The organism is Candidatus Skiveiella danica (assembly GCF_022705245.1).
Taxonomy (GTDB): Bacteria; Pseudomonadota; Gammaproteobacteria; order Burkholderiales; family Burkholderiaceae_C; genus Skiveiella; species Skiveiella danica.
The window spans coordinates 66,660-83,648 of record NZ_JAKJEW010000006.1 but is presented as its reverse complement, the minus strand read 5'-3'; the positions used below and the strand labels follow the sequence as shown (position 1 = coordinate 83,648).

General features: G+C 66.1%; 16 protein-coding genes. 7 read left to right on the top strand and 9 right to left on the bottom strand.

Features of this window, described 5'->3' with window-relative positions:
- Nucleotides 1–5: 5 nt before the first annotated feature.
- The 4 genes from ACMUOY_RS05195 to ACMUOY_RS05180 are packed head-to-tail and all read right to left on the bottom strand — an operon-like array spanning nucleotide 6 to nucleotide 3,578.
- Complete coding sequence (locus tag ACMUOY_RS05195) at nucleotides 6–809, bottom strand: ABC transporter ATP-binding protein (protein ID WP_413891634.1); 804 nt, start codon at nucleotides 807–809, stop codon at nucleotides 6–8.
- Complete coding sequence (locus ACMUOY_RS05190) at nucleotides 806–1,615, bottom strand: ABC transporter ATP-binding protein (protein ID WP_413891633.1); 810 nt, start codon at nucleotides 1,613–1,615, stop codon at nucleotides 806–808. The genes ACMUOY_RS05195 and ACMUOY_RS05190 overlap by 4 nt, the downstream gene beginning before the upstream one ends.
- Nucleotides 1,616–1,626: 11 nt before the next feature.
- Nucleotides 1,627–2,703 carry a branched-chain amino acid ABC transporter permease gene (locus tag ACMUOY_RS05185; protein WP_413891632.1) on the bottom strand — a complete coding sequence of 359 codons (1,077 nt, stop codon included), beginning with the start codon at nucleotides 2,701–2,703 and terminating at the stop codon, nucleotides 1,627–1,629.
- Nucleotides 2,703–3,578, bottom strand: coding sequence for a branched-chain amino acid ABC transporter permease (locus ACMUOY_RS05180; RefSeq protein WP_413891631.1), 876 nt, complete (start codon nucleotides 3,576–3,578; stop codon nucleotides 2,703–2,705). Before ACMUOY_RS05180 ends, ACMUOY_RS05185 begins: the two co-directional genes overlap by 1 nt.
- Before the next feature lie 102 nt (nucleotides 3,579–3,680).
- On the opposite strand from ACMUOY_RS05180, the gene ACMUOY_RS05175 reads away from it, so the two are divergent.
- Nucleotides 3,681–4,481: a crotonase/enoyl-CoA hydratase family protein gene (locus tag ACMUOY_RS05175; protein ID WP_413891630.1), complete on the top strand. Its 801-nt coding sequence runs from the start codon at nucleotides 3,681–3,683 to the stop codon at nucleotides 4,479–4,481.
- 123 nt (nucleotides 4,482–4,604) lie between these two features.
- Here the strand turns inward: ACMUOY_RS05175 and ACMUOY_RS05170 are convergent, their stop codons facing one another.
- A complete protein-coding gene (locus tag ACMUOY_RS05170) occupies nucleotides 4,605–5,066 on the bottom strand; it encodes an acyl-CoA thioesterase (protein ID WP_413891629.1) in 462 nt (153 codons plus the stop codon).
- A 92-nt stretch (nucleotides 5,067–5,158) separates the two neighbouring features.
- On the opposite strand from ACMUOY_RS05170, the gene ACMUOY_RS05165 reads away from it, so the two are divergent.
- Nucleotides 5,159–7,006: an ABCB family ABC transporter ATP-binding protein/permease gene (locus ACMUOY_RS05165; protein ID WP_413891628.1), complete on the top strand. Its 1,848-nt coding sequence runs from the start codon at nucleotides 5,159–5,161 to the stop codon at nucleotides 7,004–7,006.
- Between the two features lie 39 nt (nucleotides 7,007–7,045).
- Here ACMUOY_RS05165 and ACMUOY_RS05160 read toward each other — a convergent pair whose 3' ends face one another.
- Both ACMUOY_RS05160 and ACMUOY_RS05155 read right to left on the bottom strand, forming a co-directional pair.
- Nucleotides 7,046–8,131 carry a M14 family metallopeptidase gene (locus ACMUOY_RS05160; RefSeq protein WP_413891627.1) on the bottom strand — a complete coding sequence of 362 codons (1,086 nt, stop codon included), beginning with the start codon at nucleotides 8,129–8,131 and terminating at the stop codon, nucleotides 7,046–7,048.
- Nucleotides 8,128–9,354, bottom strand: coding sequence for a M20 aminoacylase family protein (locus ACMUOY_RS05155; protein ID WP_413891626.1), 1,227 nt, complete (start codon nucleotides 9,352–9,354; stop codon nucleotides 8,128–8,130). Before ACMUOY_RS05155 ends, ACMUOY_RS05160 begins: the two co-directional genes overlap by 4 nt.
- Nucleotides 9,355–9,429: 75 nt before the next feature.
- Here ACMUOY_RS05155 and argE point away from each other — a divergent pair, with 75 nt between their 5' ends.
- On the top strand, nucleotides 9,430–10,587 hold the full coding sequence (gene argE / locus ACMUOY_RS05150) for an acetylornithine deacetylase (protein ID WP_413891625.1): 1,158 nt from the start codon (nucleotides 9,430–9,432) through the stop codon (nucleotides 10,585–10,587).
- Between the two features lie 46 nt (nucleotides 10,588–10,633).
- On the opposite strand, the gene ACMUOY_RS05145 is transcribed toward argE, so the two are convergent.
- Nucleotides 10,634–11,767, bottom strand: a complete 1,134-nt coding sequence (locus ACMUOY_RS05145; protein ID WP_413891624.1) for an ABC transporter substrate-binding protein — start codon at nucleotides 11,765–11,767, stop codon at nucleotides 10,634–10,636.
- An 80-nt stretch (nucleotides 11,768–11,847) separates the two neighbouring features.
- Here ACMUOY_RS05145 and ACMUOY_RS05140 point away from each other — a divergent pair, with 80 nt between their 5' ends.
- On the top strand, nucleotides 11,848–13,905 hold the full coding sequence (locus tag ACMUOY_RS05140; protein ID WP_413891623.1) for a molybdopterin-containing oxidoreductase family protein: 2,058 nt from the start codon (nucleotides 11,848–11,850) through the stop codon (nucleotides 13,903–13,905).
- Here the strand turns inward: ACMUOY_RS05140 and ACMUOY_RS05135 are convergent, their stop codons facing one another.
- Nucleotides 13,906–14,499 carry a hypothetical protein gene (locus ACMUOY_RS05135; RefSeq protein WP_413891622.1) on the bottom strand — a complete coding sequence of 198 codons (594 nt, stop codon included), beginning with the start codon at nucleotides 14,497–14,499 and terminating at the stop codon, nucleotides 13,906–13,908. It lies immediately after the preceding gene.
- Nucleotides 14,500–14,611: 112 nt separating this feature from the next.
- Between ACMUOY_RS05135 and ACMUOY_RS05130 the strand changes: the two genes are divergently transcribed.
- The 3 genes from ACMUOY_RS05130 to ACMUOY_RS05120 are packed head-to-tail and all read left to right on the top strand — an operon-like array spanning nucleotide 14,612 to nucleotide 16,971.
- On the top strand, nucleotides 14,612–15,679 hold the full coding sequence (locus tag ACMUOY_RS05130) for an aminopeptidase (RefSeq protein WP_413891621.1): 1,068 nt from the start codon (nucleotides 14,612–14,614) through the stop codon (nucleotides 15,677–15,679).
- A 4-nt stretch (nucleotides 15,680–15,683) separates the two neighbouring features.
- Nucleotides 15,684–16,001 carry a polyhydroxyalkanoic acid system family protein gene (locus ACMUOY_RS05125; RefSeq protein WP_413891620.1) on the top strand — a complete coding sequence of 106 codons (318 nt, stop codon included), beginning with the start codon at nucleotides 15,684–15,686 and terminating at the stop codon, nucleotides 15,999–16,001.
- 40 nt (nucleotides 16,002–16,041) lie between these two features.
- The gene (locus ACMUOY_RS05120; RefSeq protein ID WP_413891619.1) at nucleotides 16,042–16,971 is read left to right on the top strand and encodes a LysR substrate-binding domain-containing protein; all 930 of its coding nucleotides are present in this window, start codon (nucleotides 16,042–16,044) and stop codon (nucleotides 16,969–16,971) included.
- The last annotated feature ends 18 nt before the right edge of the window (nucleotides 16,972–16,989 follow it).

Below are 16,989 nucleotides of genomic sequence, written 5' to 3'. Positions count from 1 at the left end.
CCGGCCTATCTCCAGTTCTTTTTCTTTTTCCAGCGCCGCTCACCGCGCATGCCGGTTTCCTTCATGCCCAGGTAGAACTCCTTGATGTCCTCCTTCTCGCGAAGGTGGGCGCAGGTGTCTTCCATCACGATGCGGCCGTTCTCCAGCACGTAGCCGTAGTCCGCGGCGTTGAGCGCCATGTTCGCGTTCTGCTCGACCAGCAGGATGGTGGTGCCGCGTTCGCGGTTGATGCGCACCACGATCTCGAAGATCTCCTTGGTGAGCTTCGGGGACAGGCCCAGGCTGGGCTCGTCGAGCAGGATCAGGTCGGGCGCGGCCATGATCGCCCGCGAGATCGAAAGCATCTGCTGCTGGCCGCCGGAAAGCAGGCCGGCGTCCTGCGCGGTGCGCTCCTTCAGGATCGGGAAATAGCCGTAGACCGCCTCCATGTCGCGCGCCACGCCATCGCGGTCCTTGCGGGTGTAGGCGCCCATGAGCAGGTTGTCGTGCACGCTCAGCAGGGGAAACACCTCGCGGCCTTCGGGCACGTGGCTCAGGCCCTGCTGCACGATGAAGGCCGGGTCGCGGGCGGTAATGTCCTGGCCCTTGAACTCGATCGAACCCTTGCGGGGGTCGATGATGCCGGAGATGGTTTTCAGGATCGTGGTCTTGCCCGCGCCGTTGGAGCCGAGCACGGTGGCGATCTCGCCACGGCGCACCTTCAGGCTGACCCCACGAATCGCCTTGATCGGGCCGTAGGCGCTTTCGACGTTGAGCAGTTTCAGCACCGGCGCGTCGCCGGCGGCGGTGGATGGGGGCGCTGCACTCATGCGGGCCTCCGCAGCGAGGACACATCGTCGATCGATCCCAGATAGGCCTCGATCACGCCCGGGTCGTTCTGCACTTCGCGCGGCGTGCCCATGGCGAGCACCTCGCCCTGGTTCATGGCCAGCACCCGGTCGGACACCTTGGAGACCAGCGTCATGTCGTGTTCGACCATCAGCACGGTGATGCCCAGGTCGTTCTTGATGTCGGCAATCCAGAAGGCCATGTCGTCGGTCTCTTCCACGTTCAGGCCGGAGGAGGGTTCGTCCAGCAGCAGCAGCTTGGGTTCGGTACACAGCGCTCGGGCCATTTCCACCACCTTGCGCACGCCATAGGGCAGGCCGGCAACGAGCGTGTCCCGGTAGTGCTGAAGGTCGAGGAAGTCGATGACCTGCTCCGCCTTTTCGCGCGCCTCAAGCTCGGCCGCCCGCGTGGCGGGCGTGAAGAACAGTTCGCTCCAGAAACCGGTCTTGCGGTGGGTGTGACGCCCGATCAGCAGGTTGTGCAGCACCGTGGCGTGCTCGAACAGCTCGATGTTCTGGAAGGTGCGCGCAATGCCCAGCGAGGCAATCGCGTGCGGGGGCTGTTCGGTGAGCTTGAGAGGCCCCTGCGGTCCGAGATAGGTGATCTCGCCGGCGGTCGGGGTGTAGATGCGGCTGATGAGGTTGAACACGGTGGTCTTGCCGGCGCCGTTGGGCCCGATCAGCGTGAACACCTCGCCAGGCCTCACATCGAAGCTCACATTGTTGACTGCCAGCACGCCGCCAAAGCGCACGCTCAGATTTTGTGCCGACAGCAGGGTGTCGTTCATCGGTGCCGCGCTCATTTCAGCCTATCGGATTTCTGGAAGGACTTCTGCCGCTTGAACATGCCCTGGCGGTAGAACGGGAACAGCTGGAACCAGGCGCGCACCTTGAGCCAGCGGCCGTACAGGCCCAGCGGCTCGAACAGCACGAACGCCACCAGCACCACGCCGTAGACCACGGCCTGCAGGCCGGGCGCCTGTCCGACCGCGGCAGGGAGGTAGTCCTTGGTCAGGGAGATCACCTGCGGCATGGTGATCAGGAAGATGGCGCCCAGGAAGGCACCGTGCACCGAGCCCAGCCCGCCGATCACCACCATCAGCAGCAGGTCGATCGACTGGATGATGTTGAACTGGTCGGGCGAGATGAACTGTAGTTTGTGCGCATACAGCGCGCCGCCCACGCCGGCCAGCGCCGCCGACAGCGCGAACGACAGCGTCTTGTAGCGCGCCAGGTGGATGCCCATGCTCTGGGCAGAGATTTCCGAGTCGCGGATGGCCACGAAGGCGCGCCCGGTGGACGAGCGCAGCAGGTTCAGGATGCCCAGGGTGGCCGCCACGGTGATGAACAGGCACAGGTAGTAGAAGCCTTCGCCGCTATCCACCTTCCAGCCGAACAGGTCGGGCGCCTTGATGTGGATGCCGGCATTGCCGCCGGTGACCTTTTCCCAGCGTGCCAGCACTTCCTCGACGATGAAGCCGAAGGACAAGGTGGCCATGCCCAGATAAATGCCCTTGACTCGCAGCGCCGGCAGGCCCACCACGACGCCCACCGTCGCCGACAGGCCGGCGGCGCAGAGCAGGGCCAGCGGGAACGGCACGCCGGCGTTGGTCAGCACCGCCTGCGTGTAGGCACCGACGCCGAGAAAGGCCGCGTGACCCAGGGAAAACTGTCCGGTGAAGCCGGCCAGCAGCATCAGCCCGAGGCCCACGATGGCATAAATCAGGATGAACGTCATCTGGGCGAGCCAGTACTCGGCAAACAGCCACGGCGCCCCCAGCAGCAGCAGGGCGAGCAGTCCGTACCAGAAGACGTGTCCGCCATGCTTGGCCAGGTTGATGTCCTGGGCGTAGCTGGTCTTGAAAATGAAACGCATCAGACTTTCTTCCTGAGTTTTTCGCCGAACAGGCCGTTGGGCTTGACCATCAGCATGATCAGCACCACCACATAGGGCGCAGTGTCCTTGAACCCGGCGGGGAGGTAGAAGCCGGAGAGGGATTCCACGATGCCGATGATCAGGCCGCCGACAATGGCGCCCGGCAAGCTGGTGAAGCCGCCGACCACCGCCGCGGGGAAGGCCTTCAGGCCGATGAAACCCATGTTGGCGTGCACGAAGGTGATGGGCGCCAGCAGCAGGCCGGCGATAGCGGCCACGGCGGCGGCCAGACCCCATACCAGGCCATTGAGCGTCTTGACCGGAATGCCCATGTAATAGGCGGCGAGCTGGTTCTGCGACGAGGCCTGCATCGCCATGCCGAGCTTGCTGTAGCGGAACATCGCAAACAGCCCGGCGCACAGCACGGCCGTCGCGGCAATCACCACCATCTGCTCCACGTTGAGCACCAGCGCGCCGAGCTTCCAGATCTGGTCCTTGTAGGGCACGGGCAGGGTGTGGGTCTCGGTGCCGATGTTGGGGATCATGGTGATGAGGCCGCGCGCCACGTAGGCGATGCCGATGGTCAGCATGACTATGGAGAAAGCCGGCTGACCCAGGATCGGCCGGATCACGATGCGCTCCAGCAGCACACCGAAAAGGCCCATGGCAATGATGGCGGCGATCACCGCCGCCCAGAACGGAAAGCCCAGCATCGTCATGCCGGCCAGGCCGCCGAAAGCACCCAGCATCATCAGATCGCCCTGGGCGAAGCTCACGGTCTCAGTGGCCTTGTAGATCAGCACGAAACCGAGCGCAATCAGGCCGTAGATGCATCCGATCGCGATGCCGCTGATGACCAATTGAAGAAACTGCACAGTGCCTCCTGAAGCGTTGCGCGGTTATACCGGTGGATCGCGCAACGGCGCTTAGGGTTGTTCCCCATAGCCTGTCGCGACCGGCTCATGTGTGATCGCCGCATGAACCCGAGCGTCACCTCCGAATGCATCGACGGCATCACCGTCGTCACCTTGAACCGGCCCGAAGTCCGCAACGCCGTGGATGCCGACACGGCCCGTGACCTGCATGCGGCCTTCCTCGCTTTTGACGATGACCCTGCGAGTTGTGTGGCTGTTTTCCATGGCGCGCACGGCCACTTCTGCGCCGGCTGGGACCTTCAGGCCGGTGCCCGGCTGCATGCCGCGGGGGTTGACGGAAAGGCCCTGACCCACCTGGACTGGGCGCCGGATGCCGAACGCCCGCTGGGTCCGATGGGTCCATCACGCCTGTTGCTGTCCAAGCCGGTGATTGCCGCCGTCAGTGGCGCGGCGGTGGCCGGCGGCATGGAGCTGGCCTTGTGGTGCGACCTGCGCGTGATGGAGGCCGATGCCTATTTCGGGGTCTACTGCCGGCGCTTCGGTGTGCCGCTGATCGATGGCGGCACCGTGCGTCTGCCGCGCCTGATCGGCATGGGCCATGCGATGGACCTGATCCTGACCGGGCGCAAGATCGAGGCCGAGGAGGCGCTTCGCATCGGCCTGTGCAACCGCGTGACGCCACTCGGCGGGGCACTGGAGACGGCGCTGACCTTGGCGCGGCAGCTGGCGGGCTTTCCGCAGGCGACGATGAATGCCGACCGCCTGAGCGCCTACCGTCAGGCGGGCCTGCCATTGGCAGCGGCGCTGCAACAGGAGTGGGCCGCCGGGCGGGCCTGCCTGGACGATGCGCTGGCCGGCGCGGCCCGTTTTGCCGCTGGCGAGGGTCGGCATGGAAAATTTTGATCCAGACAGGCACGATCCCAGCGCGGAATGGTCATAACCTGCTATTGAAAAGTGATTTTTCGCGCGCCGATTCGCCGGATGGTGCGGCAGGTGGTGCGCCCTGCCAGCGGGCGAGCAACAGGATCAGGGCTCAGGCCGCTCGATCGGCCGGGGCCGGCCCTGGTCATCGATGGCCACGTAGGTCAGCGACGCTTCGGTCACCTTGATGTAGTGGCCCTGCGTGTCGTAGCGCTCGGCATAGACCTCCACCTGCACCGTGATCGAGGTGCGGCCGATGCGGGTCACGCCGCCGAAGAACGACAGGATGTCCCCCACGCGCACCGGCTGCTTGAAGATGAACTCGTTGACCGCCACTGTGGCCATGCGCCCGCGCACGTAACGCGCCGGGACGATCGAACCGGCAATGTCCACCTGCGCCATGACCCAGCCGCCGAAGATGTCGCCGTTGGCGTTGCAGTCGGCCGGCATCGGCACGACCTTGAGCACCAGTTCCTTGTCAGTAGGAAGCGGCACCCGGGGGGCGATCACGCGCGCCGGGTTGGACGGAATGGCGGACGATGCGGCGGGGCTGGAGGCGGAAGACATGGTCACAGGCAGGATCGTTTGATAATGGACGCAAAGACCGCCGCCCGCCAAAGTGGGCCAGTGCGGTCTCCAACATTGTGAGATTGTCCCCCATGCGTCGATTCGGCGATCAGCCGCCTTCCCCCCTTGCGCCGACCGGCGCCCCGCGCTCCGACTGGGGCACGCTGCGCCGCCTCTTCCCTTACCTCTGGCGCTACAAGTGGCGGGTGATGGTCGCGCTCGCCTTCATGGTGGGCGCCAAGCTCGCCAACGTGGGTGTTCCGTTGCTGCTCAAGCAACTGGTCGATGCCATGACACCGGGCATGAATCCGGCAACGGCCGCCCTTCTGGTGGTGCCGGTGGGCCTGCTGCTGGCCTATGGTGGGCTGCGCCTGTGCACCACGCTGTTCACCGAGCTGCGCGAACTGGTGTTTGCCAAGGCCACGCAGGGCGCGGCCCGCAGCATCGCGCTGGAGACCTTCCAGCACCTTCACGCTCTGAGCCTTCGCTTTCACCTGGAGCGCCAGACCGGCGGCATGACGCGCGACATCGAGCGCGGCGTGCGCGGCATCGAGTCGCTGATCTCGTACTCGCTGTTCAGCATCGTGCCCACGCTGATCGAGGTGGTGATGGTGCTGACCATCCTGGGCGTGAAGTTCGATGCCTGGTTTGCATGGATCACGCTGGCCGCGCTGGCGCTCTACATCGCCTTCACGGTCTGGGTCACCGAGTGGCGCACGAAATTTCGCCGCCAGGCCAACGAGTTCGATTCGGCGGCGCACACCAAGGCGGTGGACTCGCTGCTGAACTACGAGACGGTCAAGTACTTCAACAACGAAGGCTTCGAGGCGCGCCGCTACGACGAAAGCCTGGAGCGCCTGCGCCGCGCACGGTTGAAGGCACAGAGCACGCTGTCCATGCTCAACCTGGGCCAGCAGCTCATCATCGCCGTGGGCCTGGTGGCCATGCTCTGGCGCGCCACGCAGGGCGTGGTGGACGGGCGCATGACGCTGGGCGACCTGGTCATGGTCAACGCCTTCATGATCCAGCTCTACATCCCGCTGAACTTCCTGGGCGTGATCTACCGCGAGATCAAGCAGAGCCTGACCGACCTGGACAAGATGTTCACGCTGATGGAAAAGGAGCGCGAGGTGGCGGATGCCCCCGGCGCACTGCCCCTGGTGATCCGGCCCTTGTCCGGCGCGGGCGGACCGCAGGCCGGCGCGGTCGATGCCAGCGTGCGCTTCGACCACGTCAGCTTTGCCTACGACGCGGCGCGGCCCATCCTGCACGACATCAGCTTCGAGATTCCGGCCGGGCAGACCGTGGCGGTGGTCGGACCGTCGGGCTCGGGCAAGTCGACGCTGGCGCGGCTGCTGTTCCGCTTCTATGACGCACAGACGGGTCAGATCTCGATCGCGGGGCAGGACATCCGGGTGGTGACACAGTCCAGCGTGCGCCAGGCGATCGGCATCGTGCCGCAGGACACGGTGCTGTTCAACGACACGGTGGAATACAACATCGCCTACGGCCGCCCTGGCGCCAGCCGCGCCGAGGTCGAGGCCGCCGCCCGCGCCGCGCACATCCACGACTTCATCGTCTCCACGCCCAAGGGCTACGATGCCATCGTGGGTGAGCGCGGCCTGAAGCTCTCCGGCGGCGAGAAGCAGCGCGTGGCCATCGCCCGCACCCTGCTGAAGAACCCGCCGATCCTGATCTTCGACGAGGCCACCTCGGCGCTCGACTCGGCCAACGAACGCGCCATCCAGACCGAACTGCAGAGCGTGGCCCAGAACAAGACCACCCTGGTGATCGCGCACCGGCTGTCCACGGTGGTGGATGCCCACGAAATCCTGGTGATGGAGGCCGGGCGCATCATCGAGCGCGGCACGCACGCCGAACTGCTGGCGAGGCAGGGTCGCTACGCCTCCATGTGGGCGCTGCAGCAGAGCGCGGACTGAAGGGGGTGCGTTCCTGGCGCTGGGAAACGTCCAGGAAGATCAGGAACTCAAGCCGTCCACCGCCTGGAACATCGCCTGCCGCGCCTGGCTGACGATCTGCCCCTTCCAGGCATCGGTGTCCGTGTAGAAGGCATCCATCATCCTCTGCTTGATCTGCCTGGCCAACTCGGGCGAAGCCTCGGGGTGCAGGTGCAGCCAGTGGTCGCCGCGCAGCGCATCCATCACCTCGGGAAGCGGTTGGGTGCCGTATTCCATCGCGATCGCGGTGTATTCGGCCTGCGGGAATTCGTCGTACGCAGCAAAGCACATCAGGCCCGTCAGGCGCGCCGAGGTGGACGAGCCGTCGTACATCGAGGTGACCGCATCGCCCCACCAGGCCCGCGCCCGCGCCAGCGTGGCGGCATCGTCACGCGCCGCGAAGATGCGCTCGCCGTGGCCGCTCGGACCCAGCCCGGTATGCAGATCGATCCAGCCCAGACGCTTCACGCCCGCCGCGTGCTGTCGCAGCACGGTGCGCACAGTCTGGTTGCTCCAGGTGGGCGCGGTGCCGCCAAAAAACAGGCCGTCGGGAAATTCATGCTGGCCTCCGGACACGGCGGCCTGGAATGCCGGCATGCCGCGCTCGGCGATGAAAGCCGCAGTTGCCGCCAGGTTTTCCGGTCCGGGCGGCCAGTGTTCGGGCAGCAGCAGCGGCTGCACGTCCCGGTACGCGGAATTGACCGGCAGGACCTGCGAAAAGTCGTGAAAGTTGCGGTTCAGATCCACGTTTTCCTGGGTCACGCGCCGGATGTGCGAGAAACCGTACGGGTTCAACGCGTGAATGTAGAGCACGGCCACGCCCTGGGCGCGGGCTTTTTCGCGCCAATCGGCGTCAGCCAATGCGGCCACCTGGACGCCGCTGCCGCAATAGCCTTCCACGCCATGGCAGGCGCTGCTGACAATGAGCAGGCGGTCGGCGTCGGCGGGGCCGTCACGCACCACGTCCATGGCCAGGGTCTCGCCGTCGCGCCCTTTCAGCGGATGCAGATGGGAGTGGATGCGAAGTCCCAGCGAAGCGGCGCCCTCCAGGAACTTGGTGCGCGCCTCGGCGTAGCTGCCCGAGAAGGCGGCGGGGATGGGGATCATGCGGCACCTCCGCTGCGGTGGGGGCGCGGCGAAGCCAGCCACTGCTCGGCCAGGCGCACCCAGTAGGTGGCCCCCAGCGGGATCAGGTCGTCATTGAAGTCGTAGCTCGGGTTGTGCAGCATGCAAGGTCCCGCGCCATGGCCCATCTCGCGGTGACTGCCGTCGCCATTGGCGATGAAGCAGTAAGCGCCGGGCTTGGCCTGCAGCATGTAGGCGAAGTCCTCGGCGCCCATGGTCGGCTCCTGCACCATCACATGATCCGCCCCCACGATGTCGTTCATCACCTGGCGGGCAAACTCTGCCTCGGGCGCGGAATTGATGGTGGGCGGGTAATTGCGCACGAATTCGAACTCGCAGGTGGCGTCATAGGCCGCGCAGGTGTGCTCGGCGATCTGTTTCATGCGGGCTTCGATCAGGTCGAGCACCTCGATGCTGAAGGTGCGCACCGTGCCTTGCAGCTCGCAGAAATCGGGCACCACGTTGGTGGCTTCGCCGGCGTGGATCATGGTCACACTGACCACGCCCGCGTCGATCGGCTTCTTGTTGCGGCTGATGATGGTCTGGAAACCCAGCACCATCTGGCAGGCGATCGGCACCGGGTCGATGCCGTTGTGCGGGAGGGCTGCGTGGCTGCCCTTGCCGCGGATGGTGATCTTGAACTCGTTGCTCGACGCCATCACCGGACCGGGCGCGATCGCGAAATTGCCCACTTTTTCGCCGGGCCAGTTGTGCATGCCGAAGACGGCTTCCACCGGAAACTGCTTGAACAGACCGTCACGGATCATCTCGCGGGCGCCGCCGCCGCCCTCCTCGGCCGGCTGGAAGATGAGGTACACCGTGCCGTCGAATTGGCGATTCTTCGAGAAATGCTGCGCTGCAGCCAGCAGCATGGCGGTGTGGCCGTCATGGCCGCAGGCGTGCATCTTTCCCGCATGCCGGCTGGCGTGGTCGAAGGTGTTGAACTCCTGCATCGGCAGGGCGTCCATGTCGGCCCGCAGTCCCACGGCACGCCCGCAGGCGCCGCCATCGCGACCTTGCACGATGCCCACGACGCCCGTCTTGCCCAGGCCCTGGTGGATCGGGATGCCCCATTCGGTCAGTTTCCTTGCGACGATATCGGCGGTTCGCCGTTCCTCGAAGCAGAGTTCGGGGTGCGCGTGGATGTCACGGCGGATGGCGGCAATGCCGGCCGCTTCGGTCACGAGGGAGTCGATGATTTTCATGACCACAGTCTAGCCAGACTGCGGTCCTTGTGCATGCCGCCTGCGCGTCACAGGGATTTCCCTGAAAATCCGTGAATGATCTCCCCGCAAGCACTCGCTCTCGCCCAGGAACTGGTTCGCATGAACACGGTCAGCGCCAACTCCAACCTGGAGCTCATCCATTTTGTGCGCGACGCGTTGCGCACACTCGGCGTCACCAGCCGGTTGACCTTCAATGCCGACAAGACCAAGGCCAACCTTTTCGCCACGCTCGGCGAAGGCAAGCCGGCAGGGGTGATCCTTTCGGGCCACACCGACACTGTGCCGTGGGACGGCCAGGACTGGACGGTCGATCCCCTGTCCGCTGCGGTGCAGGACGGGCGCCTGTATGGCCGCGGGTCGGCCGACATGAAGAGTTTCATCGCCCTGGCCCTGGCCAACGCGCAGGCGTTTCTGGACAGCGCGGCGCCGTTCGCCATCCACTTCGCGTTCAGTTATGACGAAGAGGTCGGCTGCTTCGGTGTGCGCGAGCTGATCGCCGACCTTCGCGACGCGGGGATACGGCCGCTGGCCTGCATCATCGGCGAGCCCACCGGCATGGTGCCGGCCATCGCCCACAAGGGCGTGTACCGTTACCGCTGCTGCGTGCGCGGCAAGGAGGCGCATTCTTCACTTACGCCGCAGTCGGTCAACGCGATCGAGATGGCTGCCCGGTTGATCGGAAAGATCCGCGACATGGCCGAGGGCTTTGAGGACAACGAGCCACGCTACGAGGGTTTCGACGTGCCGTTTTCCACCGCCAGCGTGGGCCAGTTCCATGGCGGCATCGCCGACAACGTGGTGCCGCGCGATGCCGAGTTCCGCTACGAGTTCCGCGACCTGCCCACCGCCGATGTGCGGACCATGCAGCAGGCCGTGCTGGACCAGGCGCGCGCGCTGGAGCCGGGGATGCAGCGCGTGGCGCCCGATGCGGGCTTCCGTTTCGAGACGATCTGTGAGATCCCCAGCTTTCTGGGCTCGGTGGACGACCCGGTGACGCGCCTCGCGCAGCGCCTCAGCGGTGAAAAGGGCACGACGCTGGTGGCATTCGGCACCGAAGCCGGTTTGTTCAAAAACGCAGGGATTCCCACCGTGGTGTGTGGGCCCGGTCACATCGCGCAGGCGCACCAGCCGGATGAGTACGCGAGCCTGGACCAGCTGGCGCGCTGCGAGGCCTTCATGCGAGGTCTGGCGGCCAGCCGCGCCATCGCGTGAGCCTGATGGCTCTGGGCGGGCCGGGTTCCTTCGTCCCTGCGGCTCGTCAGGTGCGCACGCGACCGTCGCCGGTCAGCATGGAGAGTTCGACGAACTTCGAGGCCACGTGGTTGGTCGGCGAGAAGGTCACGGCAAAGCCGCCGAACGACTGGTCGTTGATGGACTCCAGCCCGCCGATGAGCGACTCGCGATTGGGCTTGCCGCCGCGGCGAAGCCCTTCGGCAAACACCTTGGCGGCCAGGTAACCCTCCATGCTGGAGAAGTTGGGCTGCACGTTGCCGGCCTTCTTGGCCGCGTCGACGAACTCGCGCGCGATCGGTCGCGCCGCGTTGTAGGGTGAGGGCACCACTTGCGACACCACCACGCCGGCGCCGTCCTTGCCCAGCTCGTCGGCCAGGGCTTGCGTGCCGACGAAGGACACGTTGTAGAACGTGCCGCCAAAGCCGGCCTTGCGCGCCGCGCGAATGTAGGCGGCGCAGGACTTGTAGGCGCTGATCTGCACCACCGCGTCGGGCGCAGCCGCGTTGATCGTCGCGACGGCGGCGGCCACGTCGACCGAGTTGCGTTCCACCGTGGCCAGCGCCACCGGCTTGAGGTTCTGTGCGGCCAGTGCCAGGGTCACGCCGTCCAGGCCGGCCTTGCCGTAGGCGTCATTCTGGTAGAAGACGGCGATCTTCTTCAGGCCCAGGTTGGTGAGCTGCTTGACGATCAGCGCGGTTTCGTCGTTGTAGGACGCTCGCAGGTGAAAGGTCGTCTTGCTGAACGGGTCGCGCAGGGCCATGGCGCCGGTGAACGGCGCGAAGAAGGGCATGCGCGCCTTGGTGGCCAGCGGCAGCGCGGCCACGCTGGTCGGTGTGCCGATGTAACCGAACAGGGCAAACACGTCGTCGTCGATCAGCTTTTTCGTATTGGCCACGCAGCGGTCGGGCTCGTAGCCGTCGTCGAGCTGGCGGATTTCGATGGCGCGCCGGCCCACGCCCCCTTGGGCATTGAGCAGGTCGAAGTAGAGCTTGGCGCCCGCGTGAAACTGGATGCCGAGCTGTGCGGCGGGCCCGGTGAAAGCCGCAGACTGGCCGAGCACGATGCGTTCTTCCTGCGCCTGCGCGGTGTGGAAGCCGGCCACCAAGGCAGCACCGGTGGCGATGGAGAACTGGCGACGGTTGAGGGGAGTTGGGGTCATGGCGCGGGATGGGTTCAAGGTGGTGGTCGCACGAAAACGTGCCACTGTGAAAGAATTCACCCCCGTACTTTAGGCCATTCATGACCCACGCCATCCTGCCACCGGCTGAATCGCACGTCGTGCGCGGCGCCTGCCCCCACGATTGCCCCGACACCTGCGCACTGCTGACCACGGTGCAGGAGGGCCGCGCCATCCGTGTGCAAGGCAATCCGGACCACGCCCACACGGGCGGTGTGCTGTGCACCAAGGTGGCACGTTACACGGAGCGAACCTACCACCCCGAGCGCATTCTTCAACCGCTCAGGCGGGTGGGTCCCAAGGGGAGCGGGCAGTTCGATCCGGTCAGCTGGAGCGAAGCGCTGGACGACATTGCCGCGCGCCTCAACGCCATTGCCGCACGCGAGCCCGAAGCGATACTGCCCTACAGCTATGCCGGCACCATGGGACTGGTGCAGAGCGAGGGCATGGCAGCGCGCTTCTTCCACCGGTTGGGTGCGGCGCAGCTGGATCGCACCATTTGCGCCGCTGCCGGCGGCGAGGCGTTGTTGCAGACGCTTGGCGGCAAGGTCGGCATGAAAGTGGAGTTCTTTGCCGAGTCGAAGCTGATCCTGATCTGGGGCAGCAACTCGATTGCCAGCAACCTGCATTTCTGGCGCCATGTGCAGCAGGCCAAGCGAGACGGCGCGCGCATCGTCTGCATCGACCCGCGCCGCACCGAAACGGCCGACAAGTGCCACGAACACATCGCCCTGCGCCCAGGCACCGACGGTGCGCTGGCGCTGGCACTGATGCATGAGCTGGTGCGCAACGACTGGCTCGACACCGATTACCTCGCCGCCCACACGCTGGGCTGGGAGGCGCTTCGCGAGCGCGCGCTGCAATGGTCGCCTGAGCGCGCGGCGCAGGTCTGCGGCATACCGGTGCAGCAGATCATTGCGCTGGCGCGCGACTATGGCACTTTGGGCCCTGCCGCCATCCGTCTGAACTACGGCATGCAGAGGGTGCGTGGGGGGGGCAACGCGGCACGCCTCGTCGCCGGCCTGCCTGCGCTCATCGGCGCGTGGCGGCATCGCGCCGGCGGCGCGTTGCTGAGCAGTTCCGGCCATTTCCCGATCGACCGCGCAGCCCTGCACCGGCCGGACCTGCTGGGCGCGCGCCGGCCGCGCACGATCAACATGGTGACCATTGGCGACGACCTTCTGCGCGAGGCGTCAAGCGACTTCGGACCGAAGATCCAGGCGCTGATCGTCTACAACAGCAACCCGGTGGCGGTGGCGCCCGAATCCGCCAAGGTGGTGCAGGGTTTTGCGCGCGAAGACCTCTTCACCGTGGTGCTGGAGCATTTCCAGACCGATACCGCCGACTATGCCGACTACATCCTGCCGGCCACCACCCAGCTGGAGCACTGGGATATCCACCTCAGCTACGGCCACACCGACGTGCTGCTGAACCGGCCCGCCATTGCGCCAGTGGGACAGGCGCGCACCAACGCCGACATCTTCCGCGCACTGGCCGCTCGGATGGGTTTCGCCGATCCGTGCTTTTCCGAAGACGACGAAACCCTGTGCCGCACCGCGTTCGGCGACGCGGTGCCGTTCGACGACTTGCTGGAAAAGGGATTTGCCACGCTGCCGATCCCTGACGCGCCGTTTGCTCGGGGAGGCTTTCCCACGCCATCCGGTCGCTGCGAGTTCTTCAGCGCGCGACTGGCCGCGCAGGGGCTGGACGGGCTGCCGGACCACCTGCCCAACCACGAGCCGGCCGGCAGCGACCACCGCTATCCGCTGGCCATGATCTCGCCGCCGGCGCGTAACTTCCTGAATTCCACCTTCGTGAACGTGCAAAGCCTGCGCGACATCGAGGGCGAGCCCGTGCTGGAGATCAGCGAGGCCGACGCCGTCGCGCGCGGCATTGCCACCGGCGATGTGGTGCGGGTGTTCAACGACCGGGGCAGCTACCACTGCAAGGCGACTGTCTCGCCCCGCGCCCGCTCCGGCGTTGTCAATGGCCTGGGCATCTGGTGGCGCAAGTTGGGCCTGAATGGCACCAATGTCAACGAAGTCACGAGCCAGAAGCTCACCGACCTTGGGCGCGCGCCGGTGTTCTACGACTGCCTGGTGGAGGTGGCCGGGCTCTGATCAGGTGCCGCAGGCCGGCACTGTCGTATGGGCCGGGAAGGTCACCGTGCCGTTCACGGTGCCCACATCGGTACCCGAGAAGCCATTCAGGACCTTGTTGGCAAACGTGATGCTGCGCGCGGCCAGGTTGACCGACACACCAGCCGTGATGCCGGCGGCCAGATTGCTCTCACCGATGCCCCAGCTGAAGTCGGTCTTGAAGAAACTGGCGTTCAATACCTTCTGGTCGCTGCGGCGGAAATACACTTTGATTTCATAACGAGATCCGGATGACGAAGTGGCCGCGTAGGTGATGTCGCAGTAGTCGATGCCGGCCGGCGAGACGGTAGTGAGCGCGGTATTGGCTGCCAGCACATTGGAGGCGCCAAAATCGATGGTGCCGTTCTGTGTCGCGGGCGACGCCGAGGAAATCGTCAGTGTCCCGCTGGCGCCGGTCGCCGTGGGGGCCGTCGGACTCGTGGGAGTGGCGGGTGCGGTCGGGGTGGTTGTGCTATCGGTGGTCGCCGGGTCGGCACCATCGCCGCAAGCGCTCAACAGCAGGCCGAAGCCAGCCACGGCGGCCCAGGTGGCCAGATGGCGGGTCGATTTTTTCATGAGGAATTCCTTGTTGATTTGGTGTGACAGTTTGAAACCGCCCCAGTCTAGGATCGCCCCGCGCGTTCGGCCATCCCCTGAAAAGGGGGGGTGGCGGGAGCGCGCCCATCGCGTGGCCGGGCTGGCATTGCTCAGCGCCCTGCTGACGGGTTGCACCTCGGCAGGCTATTACGCACAAGCGGTCAACGGCCACCTGTCGCTGATGGCCGCCGCTCGCCCAGTGTCGGAGGTGATCGCGGACCCGCAGACCTCCGACGCCTTGCGACAGCGGCTGGCGCAGAGCCAGGACATTCGCCGCTTCGCGGTCAACGAACTTCTCTTGCCCGACAACGCCAGCTACCACCGCTATGCCGATCTGCACCGGCCGGCCGCGGTCTGGAGCGTGGTGGCGGCACCTCCCGACGCGCTGGTGGCGAAGACCTGGTGCTATCCGGTGATCGGCTGTGCCAGCTACCGCGGCTATTTCAGCGAGGCCGAGGCGCGCGCCGAGGCGCAGGCTTTGCAGGCCGAGGGGCTGGAGGTGATCGTGCAGGGCGTTCCGGCGTATTCGACGCTGGGCTGGCTGAACTGGGCCGGCGGCGACCCGTTGCTGAACACCTTTATCAACTACCCGGATGGCGAACTGGCGCGGCTGGTGTTCCATGAGCTGTCGCATCAGCTGATCTACGTAAGGGACGACTCCTCGTTCAACGAAGCGTTCGCCACCGCCGTGGAGCGCCTGGGCGGCCGGCGCTGGCTGGCCCTTCACGGCAGTGCGGCCGCGCGCGAGGCGGACGCGGCCCTGGAGGCCCGGCGACAGGCCTTTCGTGGGCTGGTTCGCCAGACACGCGGCGAGCTGGCCGCCATTTTTGAGAAAAAGTCGACAGATCCCAGCATGGATCGGTCATATCTTGCTATGAAAAAGGAAGTCATGGACGGTTTCCGTGCGCGTTACGCGGCGCTGCGCGCGGGCTGGGGTGGCGATCCGTCGGCCTACCGGCGGCTGGACGCCTGGGTTTCTGGCGCCAACAATGCGAGCTTTGTCTCGCAGGCCACGTACGATGAGCTGGTTCCCGGATTCATGCGGCTTTTCGAGCGCGAAGGCGGCGACACCCCGCAAGGGTGGCGTCGGTTTTATGATGCGGTCAACCAATTGGCGGGCCTGTCCCGTGAAGAGCGCCGGCGCGCGCTGAAGGAGTGAACCCATGTCCCACATCCACATCCACCGCGAGCACCATCTCGGCCATGCCGCCGCGCGCAAGGTGGCATACGCCTGGGCCGAGCAGGTCGAAGACGAATTCGGCATGGAATGCACCTATGAGGAAGGCGCCAGCGTGGACGAAGTCACCTTCAAGCGCTCGGGCGTCTCTGGCACGCTCAAGGTGATGCCCCACGCGTTCGAGCTCGACGCCAAACTTGGCTTCCTGCTGGGCGCTTTCCGCGACAAGATCGAGCGCGAGATTGTCAAGAACCTCGACACCCTGCTGGCCAAGAAGCCGGCCGGGCGAAAGCCAAAGGCCTGAGGTCCCCTGGCCCCGCGGCGTCGTGACGCTGGCGCACCCCATGGTGAACCTTGCCCGCTTTGACTTCGTGTCGGTCCGTCTGGCGGTGGCCTGCGCGCAGACCGGCAGTCTGACCGGCGCGGCGCGGGCGTCGCATCTGGCACTGGCCGCCGCCAGCCGGCGCATCCGCGAACTGGAAGAGGCCATGGGATGCATCCTGTTTGAACGTCACGCGCGCGGCCTGTTGCCCACCGCGGCGGGGCGGGTGTTCGTCAAGCACGGGCTGACGTTGTTGCAGACGCTGGATCAGGTCGGCGCCGAACTGGCCGATCTCCAGCAGGGCATCGCCCGCCACATCCGGCTGTGCGCCAGTACCGCGGCGATCAACCAGTTCCTGCCGCCGCTGCTGGCGCGCTATGCCGAGTTGCATCCGCGGCTGCGCGTGGATCTGGAGGAACAGGTGTCTGAGGCCGTGGTGACCTCGTTGCGCGAGGGACGGGCCGACATCGGCGTGTTTGTCGAGGGGCCCGATATCGCCGGGCTGTCGGCTCGGGTGTTTCGCAACGATCAATTGGTACTGGTGCTGCCACGCGGCCATCGCCTGGCCGGCGCCCGCACGCCGCTGCCGTTTTCCGAGGCGCTGGACGAGGACTGGATCGGCCTCAACCCGGGTGCTGCCATGCTGCAGAAGCAACAGCAAGCCGCGCTGGCGGCGGGCAAGCCGCTTCGACTGCGCATGCAGGTGCGCAGCTTTGACGCGGTCTGCCATCTGGTGGCGTCGGGTCTGGGCATTGCCGTGCTGCCGGCGGCCGCGGCGCTGCCGATCGTGCGCGCCGTCAAACTCACCTCGAGACCGTTGGCCGATGAGTGGGCGCGGCGACGGCTGCTGGTCGCCACGGTGACGGGGCGGGACGACGCCGGTGTGGCGTCGCTGGTGAACTTCATGGTCGAGCCTTCGCCAACGGCGAAACCTAGCCCCCGCAAACGGTAATGGACGCGCCAAAGGGGC

Excerpts from the sequence above, each read along its gene's own strand:
- ACMUOY_RS05195 (WP_413891634.1), bottom strand. The coding sequence starts at position 809 with ATGAGTGCAGCGCCCCCATCCACCGCCGCCGGCGACGCGCCGGTGCTG.
- ACMUOY_RS05190 (WP_413891633.1), bottom strand. The coding sequence starts at position 1,615 with ATGAACGACACCCTGCTGTCGGCACAAAATCTGAGCGTGCGCTTTGGC.
- ACMUOY_RS05185 (WP_413891632.1), bottom strand. The coding sequence starts at position 2,703 with ATGCGTTTCATTTTCAAGACCAGCTACGCCCAGGACATCAACCTGGCC.
- ACMUOY_RS05175 (WP_413891630.1), top strand. The coding sequence starts at position 3,681 with ATGAACCCGAGCGTCACCTCCGAATGCATCGACGGCATCACCGTCGTC.
- ACMUOY_RS05170 (WP_413891629.1), bottom strand. The coding sequence starts at position 5,066 with ATGTCTTCCGCCTCCAGCCCCGCCGCATCGTCCGCCATTCCGTCCAAC.
- ACMUOY_RS05165 (WP_413891628.1), top strand. The coding sequence starts at position 5,159 with ATGCGTCGATTCGGCGATCAGCCGCCTTCCCCCCTTGCGCCGACCGGC.
- ACMUOY_RS05160 (WP_413891627.1), bottom strand. The coding sequence starts at position 8,131 with ATGATCCCCATCCCCGCCGCCTTCTCGGGCAGCTACGCCGAGGCGCGC.
- ACMUOY_RS05155 (WP_413891626.1), bottom strand. The coding sequence starts at position 9,354 with ATGAAAATCATCGACTCCCTCGTGACCGAAGCGGCCGGCATTGCCGCC.
- argE (WP_413891625.1), top strand. The coding sequence starts at position 9,430 with ATGATCTCCCCGCAAGCACTCGCTCTCGCCCAGGAACTGGTTCGCATG.
- ACMUOY_RS05145 (WP_413891624.1), bottom strand. The coding sequence starts at position 11,767 with ATGACCCCAACTCCCCTCAACCGTCGCCAGTTCTCCATCGCCACCGGT.
- ACMUOY_RS05140 (WP_413891623.1), top strand. The coding sequence starts at position 11,848 with ATGACCCACGCCATCCTGCCACCGGCTGAATCGCACGTCGTGCGCGGC.
- ACMUOY_RS05135 (WP_413891622.1), bottom strand. The coding sequence starts at position 14,499 with ATGAAAAAATCGACCCGCCATCTGGCCACCTGGGCCGCCGTGGCTGGC.
- ACMUOY_RS05125 (WP_413891620.1), top strand. The coding sequence starts at position 15,684 with ATGTCCCACATCCACATCCACCGCGAGCACCATCTCGGCCATGCCGCC.
- ACMUOY_RS05120 (WP_413891619.1), top strand. The coding sequence starts at position 16,042 with ATGGTGAACCTTGCCCGCTTTGACTTCGTGTCGGTCCGTCTGGCGGTG.